Annotated in this window: 12 protein-coding genes; 8 read left to right on the top strand and 4 right to left on the bottom strand. The window is 74.3% G+C overall.

Features of this window, described 5'->3' with window-relative positions; all coding sequences use genetic code 11:
- Positions 1 to 241 precede the first annotated feature (241 nt).
- Positions 242 to 1,465, top strand: coding sequence for a glycosyltransferase 87 family protein (locus tag ACIQOW_RS17425; protein ID WP_401085441.1), 1,224 nt, complete (start codon positions 242 to 244; stop codon positions 1,463 to 1,465).
- Positions 1,466 to 1,494: 29 nt separating this feature from the next.
- On the opposite strand, the gene ACIQOW_RS17420 is transcribed toward ACIQOW_RS17425, so the two are convergent.
- Positions 1,495 to 2,187 (bottom strand): Tat pathway signal sequence domain protein, encoded by a 693-nt coding sequence (locus tag ACIQOW_RS17420; protein ID WP_401085439.1) that lies wholly within the window; start codon positions 2,185 to 2,187, stop codon positions 1,495 to 1,497.
- Between the two features lie 191 nt (positions 2,188 to 2,378).
- Complete coding sequence (locus ACIQOW_RS17415) at positions 2,379 to 2,939, bottom strand: hypothetical protein (RefSeq protein WP_401085436.1); 561 nt, start codon at positions 2,937 to 2,939, stop codon at positions 2,379 to 2,381.
- A gap of 232 nt (positions 2,940 to 3,171) precedes the next feature.
- Between ACIQOW_RS17415 and ACIQOW_RS17410 the strand changes: the two genes are divergently transcribed.
- Together ACIQOW_RS17410 and ACIQOW_RS17405 are read left to right on the top strand one after the other, a co-directional pair.
- Positions 3,172 to 3,840, top strand: coding sequence for an AAA family ATPase (locus tag ACIQOW_RS17410; RefSeq protein WP_401085433.1), 669 nt, complete (start codon positions 3,172 to 3,174; stop codon positions 3,838 to 3,840).
- A gap of 10 nt (positions 3,841 to 3,850) precedes the next feature.
- Positions 3,851 to 4,717 carry an NAD-dependent protein deacetylase gene (locus ACIQOW_RS17405; RefSeq protein ID WP_401085430.1) on the top strand — a complete coding sequence of 289 codons (867 nt, stop codon included), beginning with the start codon at positions 3,851 to 3,853 and terminating at the stop codon, positions 4,715 to 4,717.
- A 21-nt stretch (positions 4,718 to 4,738) separates the two neighbouring features.
- Here ACIQOW_RS17405 and ACIQOW_RS17400 read toward each other — a convergent pair whose 3' ends face one another.
- Positions 4,739 to 5,395, bottom strand: a complete 657-nt coding sequence (locus ACIQOW_RS17400; protein ID WP_401085427.1) for a hypothetical protein — start codon at positions 5,393 to 5,395, stop codon at positions 4,739 to 4,741.
- A 1,162-nt stretch (positions 5,396 to 6,557) separates the two neighbouring features.
- On the opposite strand from ACIQOW_RS17400, the gene ACIQOW_RS17395 reads away from it, so the two are divergent.
- Entirely contained in the window at positions 6,558 to 7,832 is a 1,275-nt protein-coding gene (locus tag ACIQOW_RS17395) for an MFS transporter (protein WP_401085424.1), read from the top strand.
- Positions 7,833 to 7,930: 98 nt separating this feature from the next.
- Positions 7,931 to 8,341 (top strand): PPOX class F420-dependent oxidoreductase, encoded by a 411-nt coding sequence (locus ACIQOW_RS17390; protein ID WP_401085421.1) that lies wholly within the window; start codon positions 7,931 to 7,933, stop codon positions 8,339 to 8,341.
- Positions 8,342 to 8,461: 120 nt separating this feature from the next.
- Here the strand turns inward: ACIQOW_RS17390 and ACIQOW_RS17385 are convergent, their stop codons facing one another.
- Positions 8,462 to 11,452, bottom strand: coding sequence for an AAA family ATPase (locus ACIQOW_RS17385; RefSeq protein WP_401085418.1), 2,991 nt, complete (start codon positions 11,450 to 11,452; stop codon positions 8,462 to 8,464).
- Between the two features lie 300 nt (positions 11,453 to 11,752).
- Here ACIQOW_RS17385 and ACIQOW_RS17380 point away from each other — a divergent pair, with 300 nt between their 5' ends.
- The 3 genes from ACIQOW_RS17380 to ccrA all read left to right on the top strand — a co-directional run bounded on the left by ACIQOW_RS17380 (position 11,753) and on the right by ccrA (position 15,694).
- Positions 11,753 to 12,835 carry an IS4 family transposase gene (locus ACIQOW_RS17380; protein WP_401085415.1) on the top strand — a complete coding sequence of 361 codons (1,083 nt, stop codon included), beginning with the start codon at positions 11,753 to 11,755 and terminating at the stop codon, positions 12,833 to 12,835.
- Positions 12,836 to 13,577: 742 nt separating this feature from the next.
- Positions 13,578 to 14,318, top strand: coding sequence for a thioesterase II family protein (locus tag ACIQOW_RS17375; protein WP_401085412.1), 741 nt, complete (start codon positions 13,578 to 13,580; stop codon positions 14,316 to 14,318).
- A 122-nt stretch (positions 14,319 to 14,440) separates the two neighbouring features.
- Entirely contained in the window at positions 14,441 to 15,694 is a 1,254-nt protein-coding gene (gene ccrA / locus ACIQOW_RS17370; RefSeq protein ID WP_401085410.1) for a crotonyl-CoA carboxylase/reductase, read from the top strand.
- Positions 15,695 to 15,921 lie beyond the last annotated feature (227 nt).

The raw sequence follows: 15,921 nt of genomic DNA, 5'->3' as shown, positions 1-15,921 counted from the left end.
CGGTCCGCCCGCGGGGGCGGTGGCGGCCCGCGGACATCGGGGCCGGACCGTTGTCATCCGTTTCGGGCGGGTGCGACGTCCTGGGGGTATGACCCACTGCCCAGCCCGGCCCGACACCGGTGCCCGAGACCACGGCGACGCCCGACCCGACAGCGATGCCGGAGGCCACGGCGATGCCCGAGGCGACCGCCGGGGGACCGGGCCGGGCCGGGGCGCCGCACCTCCGCACCCGGTCGATCCGGTGGTCCTGGCCCTGGTCGCGGTGTCCGCGGTGGCGGTCGCGCTGCTGGTCCGGGTCCTGCTGCTGAAGTACGAGTCGTCGGACTGGCACTACTTCCTCGACCCCTGGTACCGGTACATCAAGGCGCAGGGCGGATTCCACGCCCTCGGCGACATCGGGTTCGCGGACTACAACGTCCCCTACCTGTACCTGATGGCCGCGCTCGGCTACCTGCCGGTCCCGGCGCTGGCGGCCGTCAAGTGCCTGTCCGTCCTTTTCGACCTGGCGCTGGCGTACTACACCCACCGCATCGTCTCGCCGCGGTGGCCGCACCGGCCCTGGCGGCCGCTCGCGGCGGCGGTGACCGTGCTGTTCCTGCCCACGGTCGTGACCAACAGCGGGTGGTGGGCCCAGGCCGACGCGATCTTCACCGTCTTCCTGCTCGGAGGCGTCCACCACCTCCTGCGCGACCGGCCCTGGTGGTCCTGCGCGTTCTTCGGGACAGCCCTGGCCTTCAAGCTCCAGGCGGTCTTCCTGTTCCCGCTGCTGCTCGTCGTCGTCCTGTGCGGGCGGGTGCCGTGGCGGAGCCTGCTGGCCGTCCCGGCCGCGTACCTGGCGCTCGACGTCCCCGCCCTGCTGCTCGGCGCCGACCCCTGGCCGCTGCTGACGGTGTACGCCCGGCAGACCGGGACCTACCAGGACCTCACGCTCAACGCGCCGTCGGTCTACCAGTTCGTCTCGGTGCCGGCCGGGGAGGAGGGGCCGGTGCGCAGGGCGGGCGTCCTGGCCGCGGGCGTGCTGGTGCTGGTGCTGACCGGCCTGGTGGTCCGGGCCGTACGGCGCACCGAGGGCGCGGCGGAAGCGGAAGCGGAAGGGGGCGGCGGCGGGCGGGCCGGGCTCACCGGGACCGGGATCCTGCTGGCGGCCACCGTCTTCGCGATCGCGGTGCCGTTCCTGCTGCCGTCCATGCACGAGCGCTACTTCTACGCCGCGGACGTCCTCAGCGTGCTCGTCGCGTTCCGGCTCCCGCGGCAGCTCTGGTACCTGCCGGTCCTGGTCCAGCTCTCGTCCTTCGGCAGCTACCTCAAGTTCATCGCGCCCGGCGTGGCGCCGTACCTGTCGATGCCGGCGCACGGGGTGCTGATGCTGCTGGCGCTGATCACCGTGCTCCGGGCCGCCGCCCGGGAGTTCGGTGCGGCGCGGGGCCCGGGCGGCGGAACCGGCGCGCCGGCGGACGCCCGCTGACGGGCGCTCGCCGGCGGCACCGGGGACGGTCAGTTGACGAAGACCGCCGGGCTGCCCGGCCGGCTGGTGTCCGCGACCGGGCCGTACGTCGCGGAGAAGTAGCCGTCGGCCGGGCAGAGCGTCGAGCCGCCGCTCTTGGCGAAGTGCTCGTTGCGGAAGGCCAGGCTGTGCGCGGCGTTGTCGGCGCTGCCGGTGAACGCGCCGCTCAGCTCGTAGGTGCAGGTGAGGGTGCCGAACCAGGAGTCCAGCACGGCGGTGGCCTGGATCGCCCCGGCGGAGCCGCCGCTGAGGGTGACCGGCAGGCCGGGCGCGTCGGAGACGGTGACGCCGTACGGCAGGTGGCCGACCGTCAGGCTGCGCACCGAGGTGACGCCGGTGACGTTGGCGGTGCACGAGCCGAAGGTCAGCCCGGTCAGCGACTCGGTCGCGGTGCCCGGCGCGGCCGGGTTGTCCAGCACCGTGGCCGAGAGCTTCGACGTGGCGCAGGTGACGCCGGTGGTGCTGGTCGCGGTCGAGTAGAAGGTGGCGGAGGTGCCCGCGGTGAGCGGCGCGGCGAGTGCGTCGCCCGCCGCGACGGCGGCGCCGCCCGCGCTCCCGGTGGTGAGCACCGGGCCGGCGGCGAGGGACTCCGGCGACGCGGAGGCGGGGACGGCGGCCAGCGCGAGCGCGGCGGTGGCGCAGGCGGCGGCGGGGATGACGGCGAACTGACGGCTGAAGCGCATGGGGGAAAGGCCTCTTCCTCGGTGAGGGGGCGAGAGGGCGTCCTCTCGCGGCTCCGGGGCGGTGGGGGCCGGGGAGCACACGGCGTTTCTGGGCTCCATACGTTCCAGGGCGTGACGGTGTGCCGTCAAGACAGTGGACGGAGATTGCTGACTTTTCGTCAGCAAGAGGCCGGGGCCGGGAGCCGGGCGGCTCAGTCGTGGAGAGTGACGCCGGGCAGCGGCTGCCCGGAGGCGTCGAACAACGCGGCTCCGCAGTCGCAGTGCTCGTCGGCCAGGGTCTCGGCCGGCGGCAGTTGCCAGACCAGCATCTGCGCGCAGCCCGGGCAGTTCAGGCTGACCAGGGTCTCCTCGGGTTCCGGGCCCCAGGCCCGTACCGGGAGGCCCTGGTACGTCAGCCCGCTCAGCTCGCGTTCACCGGTCGGCGCGACCAGCACCTCGTAGGAGTCGGTGCCGCTGTCCCACACCGCGAGCGTGCAGCCGAGATCCGCCAGCACACCGGCGAGGTGATCGAGCAGACGGACCGGGAGATCGCCGCGGACCAGCGCCGGGTCGGTCTCGGCAGCGTGGCGGACGGCATCGGTGTCGACGCCCGCCGGCTCCACTCCGAAGGCCCGTACCCGACCGGCCACGAACGCCGCCAGCAGGCCCGGGCGGTCCTCACCGGTCCAGTCCATCGTGAACACCACCCGGTCGACCGGGACCCCCTGGGCCCGCTCGCCGGGCGTCAGGACCAGCTCTTCCAGCTCCGTCATGACGATCACGCTACCAATCCCCGTGCCGCCCCCGCGCGCGGACGCCGCCCGTCTGTCACCGCGAGGCAACACCTGCTCCTGTAGCGGCAGTTCGTCTCCGTTCACCTTCGCGTCGGGTGGGTTTCCCGGGGGCAAGGTCCACTGGAACGGCGGCTTCGCCGGTGCGGTCCCGCCGCCCGCCACCCGCAGGGGAGGTGGCGGTCGGCGGCCGTCCGGCGCAGACTCGGCAGGCATGACACGACACCCGATCGTCGCGCGAGGCCCGGCCACGACCGGCCGCCCCCGCCTCCTCGCCGTGAGTGGCCCGCCCGGCGCCGGCAAGACCACGCTGGCGCACGCCCTGGCCGAGGCGCTCGGCCGGCCGGCGGTCTGCCGGGACGAGATCAAGGAGCGGATGGTCGCCGGAGCACTCGCCGACGCCGTCGGCCTCCGGACCGGCGACCCGGACCGGCGGACGCCGGCGGAGTTCTTCGACACCATCGGCGCGCATCTGCGCGCGGGGACCGACCTGGTGGCGGAGGCCGCCTACCAGGACCGGCTGTGGCGGCCGGGCCTGGAGCCGCTCGCGGACCTGGCGGAGCTGCGCATCGTGCGCTGCGCCGTCGACCCCGGCACCGCCCGCGACCGGATCGCCCGCAGGGCCGCGCGGACGCCCGCCCGAGCCGTCCACGCGGACGGCGAGCTGCTGCGGCGGATCGCCCGGGGGGAGCGGCCGATCGAGTCCTGGGTGCCGATCGCGCTGGACGTCCCCTGCCTGGTCGTGGAGACCACGCGGGGCTGGAACCCGCCCCTGGAGCGGATCGCGGCGTTCGCCGGCGGTGCCGACGTCCCCGGTGCCGACGTTCACGGTGCCGGGGAGGAGCCGTCCCGCCGGGGCGGGAACCCCGGGCCCGCGGTCTAACCTCGACGGTATGGACCCGTTCGAACACCCCGGTGGACCGGCCGTCCCGGCGGGGCAGGAGCTGGAAGCCCTGGTGCGGCTGCTGGACCGGCGCGGCGCGGTGGTGCTCAGCGGGGCGGGCCTGTCCACCGAGTCCGGCATCCCCGACTACCGCGGCGCCACCGGCCGCCGCCGCAGCGGCACCCCGATGACCTACCAGGAGTTCACCGGCAGCGCGGACGCCCGGCGCCGCTACTGGGCCCGCAGCCACACCGGCTGGCCCGCGATCGCCGGGGCCAGGCCCAACGCCGGGCACCACGCGGTCGAGCGGCTGCGCCGGACCGGGCACGTGGCCGCGGTCATCACCCAGAACGTGGACGGCCTCCACCACGCGGCCGGCACCCGGGAGGCCGTCGAACTGCACGGCGGACTGCACCGGGTGGTCTGCCTCGGCTGCCGGCGCACCAGCCCCAGGGCGGAACTCGACCGGCGGCTGGAGGAACTCAACCGGGGCTTCCGCCGTCCCGGGGCCGAGCTGCGGCCCGACGGCGACGCCCAGCTACCGCGGCCGCTGGTGGACGGCTTCCGGGTCGCCGGCTGTCCGGACTGCGGCGGCGTGCTCAAGCCCGACGTCGTCTTCTTCGGCGAGAACGTCCCGGCGCCCAGGGTCCGGCACTGCTTCGAACTGGTCGACGCGGCGAGCTCGTTGGTGGTCCTCGGCTCCTCCCTCGCGGTGCTGTCCGGACTGCGCTTCGCCCGCCGGGCGGCCAAGGCCCGGCTGCCGGTCGCGATCGTCAACCAGGGGCCGACCCGCGGCGACGAACTCGCCGGGCTCCGGCTCGACCTGCCGCTGGGGCCGGCCCTGGCCGAGGTCGCCCGGCTGCTCGACGCGGCCTGACCGCCCGGCCGCGGGGCCCGTTCAGCCGGCCGGCTGCCAGGGGCGCCCCGGTACCCACAGCGGCACCCGGCCGTCCCGGGGCATGGCGGGCGAGGCGTCCCGCTCCAGCCATCCGGCGATCCGCTCCGGATCGCCCTCGCACAGTTCCACCAGCGCGGCCGCGGCGATCCGGGTGCAACACAGCACCAGCGCCATGGTGTCCTGGCGGCGGTGCCGTTCCCGCACGTACGCCTCGCCGCGTTCCTCGCAGCGCCGGGCGTGGCCGGGACCGTCGTCGGCGGCCAGCGCCTGGACTCCGTGCCACACCATGGTCAGCGCGCAGGGCTCGGCCGGGTGCGCGACGTCCTCCCGCCGGGCCTGCTCGCGGGCCTCGGCCGAGCGCTGCCCCAGCCACTCCAGCGCCGCGGGACCGTCCTCCCCGCAGGACCGCAGCACCAGCTCCGCGGCCCGGTCCACGACGGCCCGCAGTACCGCGGGCGCGGGCACCCGCAGCCCGGCGGCCGACGTGTCGCCGAACGCCAGCCAGCCGTCGGCGAACCTGGCCGCCCGCAGTCCTCCCACCCAGGCCGGCGCCCCGCCTTCGGGCCCCAGCCACTCCTGCGCCCCCAGTCGCACCAGCCCTACGGCGACCAGGCGCGCCGCGTCCCCGTCCAGCTCCCGCAGCCGTCCACTCCGCACCACGAAACACCCCCGTCAGCGGTTCACCACCCCGTTGAGCCCATCCCACCACACCGGGACGGGAACGAACTAGACAGGGGCACGTCACAATCTGGAAGGGGATGTTCCGGGCACCTCGCCGGTCGGGGTGCCGGTCGGGGTGCCGGTCGGGCTCCGCGCGGACGGTCGGGCCGGACGGGAGACGGCCGCGGCGCGGGCGGCGGCAAGGCGCTCGTGGGCGTCGGGCCACGGGACGGGGAGGTCCTCGGCCGGGGTCTGCCGGAAGGTGACGGTGGACCCCTCCGAGAGGGCGCGCCGGGCCTTCGTCGCGGAGCGGTGGGGCTCGGAGGCCGCGAAGGCGTTCCCCGGCGAGACCCTGGTGACCCCTGGAGGCCCTCCGCCCGCCGCGGCCTCCGGGGCCGCCCCGGCCCGCGCGGCCGCGCCCGCCCGGCAGCCCTCGCCGGGTGATGGATCAAGCCAATCGCGCCCGTCACCGATCCCGCCGGGCCGATCACCGGGTAGAGGACTCCACGAACGGTTCGTGTGAGGTCCAGGACGAGGGTGAGCCGCTTGTGCCGGCTGACGTCCGATGCTCGGCAGGCGGGCGGAGGAGCAGCACGGTGACCGGCGGGAGGCCGGTGCCGGAGAGCGGCGGGAAGGGGATGCGGGCGTACTCGGCGAACGCGGCCGACCGGTCCGGGTGTCGGGTGCCGACGCCGTGGACGCGAGGGTCGCGGGCGGTGGATTCGGCCATTTGTTCGTGGTGGGTGCCGGGCTCCGGGGTGCGTTCGCCCGGGCCGGTGACCCCTCCCCACCCGAGCGAGTGGTCCAGACCACGGGGGCGTGGGCACCGGGGTGGCGGTAGCTCGCCGCCGGGGCCGCGTCAGGGCCGGTCAAGTCGGTGTCGGCGGCTGGGAGTCGAGGCTCCAGCAGTCGGCGTCCGGTCAGGCCCGGGGCGCGGCGGCCGGTGTTCGGTCCGGCGCCCGGAGCGTCGGGGCGGTGGGTGCCGCCGGCCACGGCCGGCACCCGGGAGGTCGCACGTAGCCGGGGTTCATCGCTTGGAAGTGCGGTCCGGGCGCCGATTCCGGTGAGTTCCGCATGGAAGCCCACTCGTCGCGGCGGGGCGGCCGCGCCGTGCCGGCGGACGGGTGGGGCGATGACGACAGAAGGGGTCGAATCGGATATGGACGTGACGACGCGGACGACGGCCGTCGTGGTGGGCCGCACGGTCGAGCGGGAGGCGCAACACCGGCCGGGCACAGGGGTGTTCTGGCGCTTCTGGACCGGATCGATGGTCAGCCGGCTGGGGGACCAGGTGACCAACGTCGCCCTGCCCCTGATCGCCGTGGTCACCCTGCACGCGGCCGCCTGGCAGGTCGGCCTGATCACCGCCGCCGGCTACCTGGCCTGGCTGCTGGTCGGGCTGCCGGCCGGAGTCCTGGTCCACCGGCTGCCGCTGCGCGGCACCCAGGTGGTGATGGACCTGGTGCGCGCGCTGGCCGTCGCCTCGGTGCCGGTGGCGGCCGTCCTGGGGGTGCTCGGCCTGCCGCAGCTGGTGGCGGTCGCGCTGCTGACGGGGCTGGCGGGCGTGGTCTTCGACGTCGGCAACGCGACACTCCTGCCCTCGATCGTCGCCAGGGACCAGCTGACCGCCCGCAACAGCCTGCTCTCCGGCACCAGTGCCGCGACCGAGCTGGCCGGCCCCTCGCTCGGCGGGGTGCTGGTCCAACTCGTGGGCGGCGCGGTCGCGATGGTGCTGGACGCGATCAGCTACCTGGTCTCGGCCGCGCTGCTGCGCAGCCTGCCGCGGCCGGCGCGACAGGCCGCCCGCGAGGGCGGTGCCGGGGTGCGGGAGCAGATCCGCGAGGGCTGGCACTTCGTCGTCCGGCACCCGGTGATCGGGCCGTGCGCCGCCGACGCCACCGCGGTCAACTTCGTGGCCGGCGCGCTGATGACGCTCACCCCGGTGTTCCTGGTCCGCGACCTCGGCACACCGGCCGCCGCCGTCGGCGCACTGATGGCCACGGGTGGCCTGGGCAGCCTCGTCGGCGCGGCCCTCACGCCCCGGGTGATCTCCAGGGTCGGCAGCGGCGGCGCCCTGCGCTGGTCGGCGCTGTTCGCCGCGCTCTTCACCTTCCTGCTCCCGGCGGCCGGCTCCGGCTGGGCGGTACTGGTCTTCGCCGTCGGCAACGCGGGCTTCTCGGCGGGCGTGGTGGTCGCCACCATCGTCACCCGCACCCACCGGCAGACCCACACCCCGCCCGAGCTGCTCCCCAGGGTGATGGCCACCGTGCGGTTCGTCTCCTGGGGGGCGATACCGGTCGGCGCACTGCTGGCCGGTGCCGCCTCCTCGGCCTGGGGGGCGCGGACGGCCCTGCTCCTGGTGGCGGTGTGCAGCCTGGCCGGCCCGGCGATCCTGGCGTCCGGTTCGGTCCGCCGCCTGCGCGACCTGGCCTGAACGGCGGCCGGGTCCGAGGCGGCGGTGCGAGGCGGCGGTGCGGGGGAGAATGGCGGGAACGGGCGCGGGAAGGGAGGGAGAGCGCTAGCCTCGCCCGAATGACAGCCACCCTGAACGACTCCGCGCGCGCACTGCTCGACGCGCCCGTTCCCGCCGTGCTCGCCACCCTCAACCCGGACGGGAGTCCCCAGACCTCGGTGGTCTGGGTCGGCCGGGACGGTGACGACCTGCTGCTCTCCACCGCCGCCGGGCGGCGCAAGGAGCTCAACCTGCGCCGCGACCCGCGCGCCAGCCTCACCGTGTACGACCCGGCCGACCCGCTGCGCTACGTCGAGGTCCGGGGCCTGGCCACGGTGGCCGAGGACACCGGGCGGGCGCTCGCGGTGGCCCTGGCGGAGCAGTACGAGGGGCCCGGCGCCGGGCAGGAGTACCTCGACCTCCCGCCGGAGGTGCTGCGGGTGGTCGTCCGGATCAGCCCGACCAGGGTCGTCGGGACCGCGACCGCCTGAGGCCGGCCCGGCCGGGACCGGCCCGCCGCCGGACACGGCACCGGACACGGCGACGGGCACCCCCGCGGAACCTCCGCGGGGGTGCCCGTCGCTCGCGGGCCGGCGGCCGGCCGGTGCCGGTCAGCCCACGGCGACGCCGTCGGCCGTCCGTCCGGCCGCCTCGCCGACGGCGGCCGGCACCTCGACCTGGGCGGCGGCGCGGCACGCCAACTCCACCGGGTGGAAGCCGACTCCGGGACCGGCCGGGGCGGAGCCGGCCGGGCCGCGGAAGACGGCGGTGTCCGCCGGGAGCAGTTCCGGGCGGAACACCATCGCCAGACCCGCCCGGCCGCTCAGGTTCAGCTTCCGGTAGATGCGTGTCAGGTGCTGTTCCACCGTGCTGACGGTGATCCAGAGTTTGTCGCTGATCTCCCGGTTGCTGTCGCCCTGCGCGGCCAGTTTGGCGACCCGGAGCTCGGCCCGGCTCAGGCCGGTGACCACCGGGGGCGCGACCTTGCCGGGGCCGGGCGCCGGGGACGGTCCCAGCGGGAGCGCGGACTCGGCTCCCCTGCCGAGGAGGCCGTCACCGGTGCGGGTCTGCGCGCCGGGGCGTGCTGCCCCGCTCTCGCACGGTTCCTCGTCGAGCACGAACCCGGCGCCGCCGTCGGCCACGCCGGTCGCGGTCGCGGTCGCGGTCGCGGTCGCCGTTGCCGTCGCCGCCACGGGCCGGGCCCGGGCCCGGTGCGGTCCGGCCATCGGACGGGCGGATTCCAGCCGATCGCCGGACGCGCGTAGACGGTGGGCAGACGTATGCGGCAGGACGGTTTCCGCACCGCCCTCCTCGTGGTCGGCCAGGATCCGGAGCAGGACGCCCCGGGTGCGGTCGTCCAGCGACGGTTCCTCCAGCCGGCTCGCCGCCAGGTGCCGGGCGCCCTCCGGGTCGCCGGCCCGGAAGGTGGCCTCGACCAGGCTGGCGGTGAGCGGGATCAGGGCGGGGACGTCCAGTCGCCAGACCCTGAGTCTTCGTGTGCAGGTCCTGAGGTGGTCGAGCGCCTCCGCGGTCCGGCCGGTGGCCAGGGCGAGCCGGGCCCGGGCGTGCAGGTAGCGGATGCCGAGCACGGTCTCGAACATGGCGCTCGGGACCTCCCGGCCGGCCTCCTTGGCGGCGTCGTCCGTCCGTCCCCGCGCGAGGTGGGCCTGGATGAGCACCGACAGCGGGTAGCCGATCGACACCCCCCAGTTCTCCTCGCCCGCCAACGAGAGGGCGTCCGAGGCCAGTTCGGCGGCGGCCTCGGCATCGCCGTCGCGCAGGCACACGTCGGCCCTGGCCGCCTTGAGCTGGGCCAGCCAGGTGGTGGCGCCCCGGCGGGTGGCGTGGCCGATCAGCTCGTCGCACCAGAGCAGCGCGCGGCCGGGCTGGCCGCCGTCGGCGAGGGCGAGGATCGCCGTGGTGACCGTCTCCAGCGGCATCGCGTCCACCCGGCAGGAGGACAGGACGCGCTCGGCCATCGAGGCGCTCTCCGCGTCGCCGCCCCGGGCCCAGACCCGGGAGAAGGCCTCGATCGCCTCCGTCGCCGCCGGCCGCCGGGCACCGCCGGACGCGGAGCCGCGGCAGAGCTCGTCGAGGTTCCAGGACCGGGTGAAGGACGGGCCGAAGAACCAGTGGAAGGCGTGCAGGACGTCGACGCCGTCCTCGTGTCCGAGGGTGACGCCCGAGCGCCGCGCCTCCGTGAGGACGGTGGAGACGGTGGTGAGGTCGCCCCGCCAGAGCAGGGCCCGGATCAGGGCGACGACGTCCTGGCCGGTGAGCTTGCCCTCGACCAGGGCCTCGCGCAGCGCGGTGGTGTGCGGAGCGACCGCGCTGGGGTTGGCGGGCCAGGTGGAACGGACGTAGCGGCGCAGGGTGGACAGGTGCTGGTCGTCGTTGGCGGCGGCCAGCGCCAGGTTGAGGTACAGGTGCGCGGTCGAGGTCTTGCCCTCGGCCAGCTCCTGTTCGGCCGCGTCGGTGAGGATCGGTACGGTCCAGTCGCCGTCGGCCTCGCCGGCGGCGACGATCTGGGCGGCGATGTCCGTGGTGGCCATGCCCAGGTCGCGCCGGAGCCTCGTCGCCCGGGTGTAGAGGGCGGTCTGTTCCTCACGCGAGAGCGAGGCCAGGACGGCGGCCGCGACGTTCGGGTGGCGGAACTCGTGGCCGGTGGCGAGACCGGCGTTGGTGAGGATCTCCAGTGCCTGCCCGACCCTGCGCTGGTCGAGGTCGAGCAGCCGCCCGAGCAGCGCGGGGGTGGTGTGCTCGCGCAGGACGGCCATGCCGCTGGCGACCGAGAGGATCTGCGGTTCCCAGCGGTACAGGCAGGCCAGGACGGCCATCTCGAAGGACTTGCCGACCGCGGGCGTGTCGTCGGGGCGGGCCCCGCCGTGGCCGGCTTCGAGGTGGTTGTCCTCGATCAGGGCGTGGACCAGGATCGGGTTCCCCCCGCTCAACCGGTGGACAGCCGGGGCGAGTCGGGGCGCGATGGCGTGGTCCGCGGTGCGTTCCAGGATGGTGCGGATGGTGGCTTCGGACATCAGCTTCAGCTGGATCCGGCTGTGCGGCGCCCGGGTGACCTCGGCGCGGAACAGCGGCAGCGTGGGCTGCGGCCGGTCCCACTCGTTGAGCACCATGAGCACGCGCTGCGGGCGCATCCGGCGCTGGAGGTAGAGCAGCGCCTGGAGCGAGGCGGTGTCGGCGAAGTGCACGTCGTCGATGCCGACGACGACGGAGCGCCCCTCGCAGGCCAGCAGCAGGGCGTTGCAGAGCCGACGGATCGTCTCGTTGTCGACGGCCTGCGGTCGTTCGGACCGGTGACCGGTGCCCTGACGGCTGCCGCACGCCTCCGAGAGCAGGCCGGGGATCTCCTCGGCGAGCTGCTTCGGTAGTTCGGCACAGCGGAGCAGTTGCTCGACGACTCCCATCGGGAGGTCGCGCTCGGCCCGCGAACCGGTGGCCTGGAGGACCAGTGCGCCCTCTTTCGCCGCCAGTGCCTCGAATTCGTGCAGTAGTTGGGTTTTACCACTTCCCAGTGTTCCGCTGACGAGGACCACCCGGCCGTTTCCGCCGGCCAGCCCCTCGAATTGATTCAGTAAATACTCCAACGCTTCATGCTGCTCGGCGCGAATCAGCAAGAATGCCTCCGAGTTGTTGTGTAAAGCCCTGCATCCACCGCACCGGAAAGGCTGAGATCCCCCGTGCCGCCTGAACCTCCATGACGTTGGGTGAGCAACTGGATACATGGCGTGTTCAGTGCGAAGGGGGAACGCCGACGGGTCTGACTACCCGGGTTTGCACCTACTTTCACCCTAGGCGAACTTCATCGGGTCCCGCTAGAACTTCCGTACAGCTTCAGGTCGTTGACTTAAGCGGTGGCCGATAGCCTGATCCGCCGGAGGTGTCTGATGCCGCGACCAGGACAGTTCAAGCCGGAGGCGGGCGGGTGGCTGCCGGACCGCATCGCGGTCGGGCTGCTGACCGGGGCCTACCCGCCGGAGCTGGTGGACCGGGTGGTGGCCCGGTGCGGCCGGGAGGGCCGACGGAAGCGGCTGCTGACGCCGGAGGTGACGGTCTACTTCGTGCTGGCGATGTGTCTGTTCCCCGGCGACGGCTACGAGGAGGTGGCCAGGAAGCTCGCCCGGGGCCTGGCCTGGGGCAGGCGCTGTTCCGCGCCCGGGCAGGTGCCCAGTGCGGCGGCGATCTCCAGGGCGCGGCTGCGGCTGGGGTCCGAGCCGCTGGAGGAGCTGTTCGCCGAGGCGGCCCGGTCCTCCGCGGTCGGGGCGGACGGGTGCACCCGGTACCGGGGGCGGCGCCTGGTGGCGGTCGAGGGCACCGTCCTCGACGCGCCGGACACGGCGGAGAACGTCGCGCACTTCGGGTCTCCGGTGCTCGGCGGGCGCGGGTATCCGCAGGTCCGGGTGGTGGTGCTGGCCGGGTGCGGCGGCAACGTCGTCACCGCGGCAGCCCTGGGTCCGCCCAGCCGCTCCGAACCCGGCCTGGCCCGCGGCCTGTTCGACCGCCTCGGCCGCGGGGACCTGCTGCTGGCCGACCACCGGGGGTTCGACGGCCCGCCGCTGTGGCGGGCGGCCTCGGCGGGCGGAGCCGACCTGCTCTGGCGGGTCCGCCCGAGCACGTTGCTGACGTTTCGTCAACAACTGTGCGATGGTTCGTACTTGGCGGAGTTCTCGATGGCCTCGGACGGCCGGTCGGAGCCGGTTCGGGTGGTCGAGGAGCGGGCGCCGGGGGAGTCGGGCCGGCTGCTCACCACGCTGCTCGACCCCGGACAGGCCCCCGCCGCCGAGCTGACCGCCCTGCACCGCGAGTGGGGGATGACGGCGACCGCCCTCCAGCAGCTGACGGCCGACCAGCTGGGGCCGATCCGGGTGCTGCGGTCCCGCTGCCCGGAGGGGGTCGAACAGGAGGTCTGGGGCCACCTGTTGGTGCACCATGCGATCCGCCGTCTGATGGCCTTCGGGTCGGTGCGTTAAGTCAACGGTGAGGTGGCGCCGAACCGGCTGTTCCGGTTGGCCATGGCGGCCGAATCGCGACGGCGCGTTCCGGATATCCGCGAAGGTCCAACGGGGCGGAAGCAGCCCGTGTCATCCGGGTGATGCGCAGCGGAATCGGAGGTGGGCGTTCCGCACACGTTCTGCCTGCGGAGCCAGCGGGTTCGCGCCGCGGGCCGGTGGAACCAGTCGCTCCGGTCCGCGGATCCGGTCCGTGATCCGGCCCGCGGCCGCACCCGGCGAAACCCCTAAAGTTCGCCGCGGGCCGCCCCCTAACCTCGCCGCGCCCGGGAACGGCCCCCTTGCCCGGCCGGCATGGTCAATGTAGGGCCTGTCGAGGACGGGCCCTGGCGTGGACCGAATCGCCCGCGGGCTCGCGGGGGAGCGGCGACCCGTAATCCGGGTGGGGAATCGACGGGGCGTCGACGGGGCGTCGGTGGGGCACCGGTGGGCATCCCCTACCGGGGGTGCGGGGGAGGTACCGCGCGCACGCGTCCGCGCGGCGCGGCTAGGGGTTGTCCGGCCGGGGCCGGGCCCGTCACGGTAGGAGCCGTTCAGGTCCCGACAGGGCAGCGGGCGACCGGAGGGCGGCCACGAACGCTCGTGGGTCCTTCGTCCGCAGACCAAGGTGAGACGGGTCTCCACGCGGTCCCGCGCGTTCGCGGCGGCGGCTCACCGGTGTCGCGGTCCGACCACGCCGACCGCCGGAGGGATTCCAGTCGCCATGGCAGCAAACGACGATCTGTGGGTGCGCCGCTACCACCCCGCGCCAGACGCCGGGCACCGGCTGCTGTGCCTGCCGTACGCCGGCGGGTCCGCGAGCTACTTCTTCCCCGTGTCGCGCGCACTGTCGCCCCAGGTCGACGTCCTCGCGGTGCAGTACCCCGGCCGCCAGGACCGGCGGCACGAGCCCTGCGTCGAATCCGTGCAGGAGCTCGCCGACCTGCTGGTCGACGTGGTCAAGCCCTGGACCGACCGCCCGCTCTCGCTGTTCGGCCACAGCATGGGCGCCTCCGTCGCGTTCGAGCTGGCGCTGCGCCTGGAGGACCTCGGCATCGTCCCGCACGCCCTGTTCGCCTCCGGGCGGCGCGCGCCCTGCGCCCCGCGCGACGAGTGGATCCACCGGCGCGACGACCAGAGCCTGCTCGCGGAGATCAAGCGTCTCGACGGCACCGACTCCAACCTCCTCGACGACGAGGAGATGGTCCGGATGGTCCTCCCGGTGATCCGCAGCGACTACAAGGCCGCCGAGACCTACCGCCCCGCCCCCGACGCCCCGAAGCTCACCGTGCCGGTCCTCGCCCTGGTCGGCGACGACGACCCGAAGGTCACGGTGGACGAGGCCCGCAGGTGGCGCGAGCACACCTCGGGCCCCTTCGAGATCGAGGTGTTCCGCGGGGGCCACTTCTACCTCAACGCGCACGCGAACACCGTGGTCGACCGGATCCGCACCCGGCTCGGCTGACCGTCCCGCCACCGTCCACGCGAACCGACCGTGTCGAAGGGCAGCCGGTTTCCCACCGGTCCTCATCGCTGCTCTGCGCGCCGGTCCTCGGAAATTCCCGAAACTGCCCGGAGGAGTCGTTCGTGTCCAAGTCGCTCTACGAACTCGGAGAGGTTCCGCCGCTCGGCGTCGTGCCGGAACAGATGTACGCGACCGTCATCCGCCAGGACCGCTTCGGCGAACCCGTCAAGGCGATGCAGACCGAGGTCGTCGACGTGCCGAAGCCCGGTCGCGGCGAGGTGCTGGTGTACGTCATGGCCGCGGGAATCAACTACAACAACGTCTGGGCGTCGCTGGGCGAACCCATCGACGTCATCGCGATGCGGCAGCGGATGCTCGGCGCGAAGGAGGACTTCCACATCGGCGGCAGCGACGGCTCGGGAGTCGTCTGGGCCGTCGGCGAGGACGTGCGGCAGTTCAAGGTCGGCGACGAGGTCATCCTCTCCGGGGGGACCTGGGACGAGACGGGCGAGGACATCCGGATGGGCGTCGAGCCGCTCGCCTCGAAGTCCCTGCGGGCGTGGGGCTACGAGACCAACTACGGCTCCTTCGCCCAGTACACCGTCGTCCGCGAGCACCAGTGCCACCCCAAGCCCGCCAACCTGTCCTGGGAGGCGGGCGGCGGCTACCTGATCACCGGCGCCACCGCCTACCGGCAGCTGACCCACTGGACGCCGCACCACGTGCGCCCCGGCGACCCGGTGCTGATCTGGGGCGGCTCCGGCGGCGTCGGCTCGGCGGCGATCCAGATCGTCAAGCTGCTCGGCGGCATCCCGATCGCGGTGGTCTCCAACCCGGACCGGGTCCGGTTCTGCCTGGACCTCGGCGCCGCGGGCGTGATCGACCGCCGCGAGTTCACCCACTGGGGCCGGCTGCCCGACCTCGACGACGAGGCGGCGACCAGGGCCTGGACGGCCGAGGCACGCCGCTTCGGGGCCAAGGTCTGGGAGATCCTCGGGGAGCGCCGCAACCCGCGCGTCGTCGTCGAGCACCCCGGCGAGGACACCCTGCCGACCTCGCTGTTCGTCTGCGACAACGGCGGCATGGTCGTCCTGTGCGGCGGGACCAGCGGCTACAACGGCGACCTGGACCTGCGCTACCTGTGGATGCGCAGCAAGCGGCTCCAGGGCTCGCACGGCTCGGACACCCAGGAGAACCGCGCGGTCATCGGGCTGATGTCCGACGGCCGGCTCGACCCGTGCATCACCTGGTGCGGCACCTTCGACCGGATCGGCGAGGGCCACCAGATGCTGTACGCGAACCAGCAGGGCGTGGGCAACCTGGCCGCGCTGGTGAACGCCGAGGCACCGGGCCAGACCACGCTGGGGCTGGGCTGATCCGCGGGGACGGGACCGCGCCGTCGGACGACGGCGCGGAATTCCGCATGGAATTTCCCGGACGGAATTCCGGAGCCGGGTCGAGGGCGCCCGCGATTCCCGGTCCGACGGCGTCGGCCGGGGGCGTCCCGGGCCGATTTCCACCCCTTTCCCCTGGGGTCGATTAGGGGTGCCGCACGCGGTTTCGTCTCCCTAGGATTCGGAACGCTGCGGTCTTGCGGGTATCT

The sequence above is a fragment of the Kitasatospora sp. NPDC091335 genome (assembly GCF_044757205.1).
GTDB lineage: Bacteria > Actinomycetota > Actinomycetes > Streptomycetales > Streptomycetaceae > Kitasatospora.
The sequence above is the reverse complement of the archived record's forward strand: the minus strand, read 5'-3'. Positions and strand labels throughout refer to the sequence as shown.

What these genes read in the sequence shown, in the direction of transcription:
- ACIQOW_RS17420 (WP_401085439.1), bottom strand. Translation starts at nt 2,187, where the DNA reads ATGCGCTTCAGCCGTCAGTTCGCCGTCATCCCCGCCGCCGCCTGCGCC.
- ACIQOW_RS17415 (WP_401085436.1), bottom strand. Translation starts at nt 2,939, where the DNA reads ATGACGGAGCTGGAAGAGCTGGTCCTGACGCCCGGCGAGCGGGCCCAG.
- ACIQOW_RS17410 (WP_401085433.1), top strand. Translation starts at nt 3,172, where the DNA reads ATGACACGACACCCGATCGTCGCGCGAGGCCCGGCCACGACCGGCCGC.
- ACIQOW_RS17405 (WP_401085430.1), top strand. Translation starts at nt 3,851, where the DNA reads ATGGACCCGTTCGAACACCCCGGTGGACCGGCCGTCCCGGCGGGGCAG.
- ACIQOW_RS17395 (WP_401085424.1), top strand. Translation starts at nt 6,558, where the DNA reads ATGGACGTGACGACGCGGACGACGGCCGTCGTGGTGGGCCGCACGGTC.
- ACIQOW_RS17390 (WP_401085421.1), top strand. Translation starts at nt 7,931, where the DNA reads ATGACAGCCACCCTGAACGACTCCGCGCGCGCACTGCTCGACGCGCCC.
- ACIQOW_RS17380 (WP_401085415.1), top strand. Translation starts at nt 11,753, where the DNA reads ATGCCGCGACCAGGACAGTTCAAGCCGGAGGCGGGCGGGTGGCTGCCG.
- ACIQOW_RS17375 (WP_401085412.1), top strand. Translation starts at nt 13,578, where the DNA reads ATGGCAGCAAACGACGATCTGTGGGTGCGCCGCTACCACCCCGCGCCA.